The 1,669-nt window shown below is 41.9% G+C and carries 2 protein-coding genes; both read left to right on the top strand.

Annotation, left to right across the window (positions count from 1 at the left end; translation table 11 throughout):
* Positions 1-308: potassium-transporting ATPase subunit C (locus tag WAW39_RS30845; RefSeq protein WP_422323728.1), on the top strand; the 308-nt coding region annotated here is incomplete at its 5' end.
* On the top strand, positions 289-1,669 hold a 1,381-nt coding region (locus tag WAW39_RS30850; protein WP_422323730.1), incomplete at its 3' end, for a DUF4118 domain-containing protein. The genes WAW39_RS30845 and WAW39_RS30850, both read left to right, overlap by 20 nt.

The raw sequence follows: 1,669 nt of genomic DNA on the forward strand, positions 1-1,669 counted from the left end.
TCCATGATGCGATTAAAGAACGGGTTGAAGCGTATCGCACCGAAAATAGTCTGAGTACCTCACAAAAAGTGCCGATGGATGCAGTTACAACAAGCGGCAGCGGACTCGATCCACATATTAGTATTGCGAATGCAACAATACAAGCAAAAAGGGTGGCAGAAGTTAGAGGTATTGAAGAGAATAAGGTAATTGATGTCATTCGTAAAAGCACTCAACAGCCCTATTTTGGTATTATAGGGAAAGAGAAAATAAATGTCGTCAATCTCAATTTAACATTAGACAGAGAATTTGGAAAAGTTAAAATCTAAGGCCGAAAGGCTTCTCGAACAGGTACAAAAAGCTGAGGAAGGGAATTTTATTCTCTATCTCGGCGCTACGGCAGGAGTCGGTAAAACTTACGCTATGCTCTCCAAGGGGCGTCAACTTCAACAAAGCGGTATCGATGTCGTTATCGGATATCTTGAGGCGCATGGGCGTGTGGAAACCGAATCGTTGGCCGAGGGACTGGAGATTACTCCCACCAAAAAGATCCGTTACGGCGGAGCGGAATTTAGCGAAGTAGATATCGATGCAATCCTCAAACGCGATCCCGAAGTGGTGTTGATTGACGAACTCGCTCACACTAACACACAAGGCTCCAAATACGAAAAGCGTTATCAGGATGTTCTCGAAATTCTATCACACGGTATAGATGTCATTGCAACAATGAATATCCAGCATATTGAGAGTCTTAACGACATTGTCTATTCGTTGACGAATGTCCGAGTAGTCGAAACTGTGCCTGATAGCATATTGGAAAGGGTAGACAGTTTTCGACTTATAGATACTCCCCCCGATGAGTTAATAGAACGGCTCAAAAACGGCAAGATCTATCCCCAAAATCGTGTTGAATCAGCTCTTAATAATTTCTTCACTGAACAAAATATCAGCAAATTGCGCGAACTGACACTACGCAAAGCGGCACTTAAAGTGAGCGATGAACTTAATGAATATTCAGTTTCCAAACGCGATGGCAGAAAGACGCAGACCAATACGGTCATGGTCTGCATAGATCATCATGAAGAGTCGATGGATGCGGTTCGCTATGCCAAACGGCTCAGCGATTCTCTTAGAGCGGAATTTATCGCATTGCAGATTACTTCCGAAGTGCATGGCAATACCCGTAAAAGTGAACAGATACGAAAACATCTCAAACTGGCTGAACGGCTTGGAGCAAATGTTATTTCAAAAATATCCGGAGACAAAACCGATGCGGTTATTGAAGCGATTGAAGAGTACGGTGTAACCGAACTGGTAATGACGCGTCCGAAAAGCCGTTTTTTAGGACTGCTGTTTCTAAATCTGACCAAAAGCGTGATGGATAGAAAACCTCAGTGTACAATCGATATCGTCCCTTTTGAGAAAAAACATTCTACTTTTTGGGAGCAGATCAAACCTTTTGATCAAACACCGACAAATGTTAAACACTATCTGGTTTGTATAGCACTATTGGCAGGGATTACCGGATTTTCATTTGTTGCCAAAGATATTCTTGGGATAGTCAACATTACTCTCATTTATCTTCTTTTAACCCTCTTCACCGCAGTACGTTATGGAGTTTCATACTCATTTTTTACTGCATTGACAGGGGTATTGTTGTTTGATTTCTTATTTATTGAACCTTTCTATA

Origin of the sequence: Prosthecobacter sp. (assembly GCF_049294395.1) — a bacterium.
In the GTDB taxonomy this organism is placed as follows: Bacteria; Verrucomicrobiota; Verrucomicrobiia; order Verrucomicrobiales; family Verrucomicrobiaceae; genus Prosthecobacter.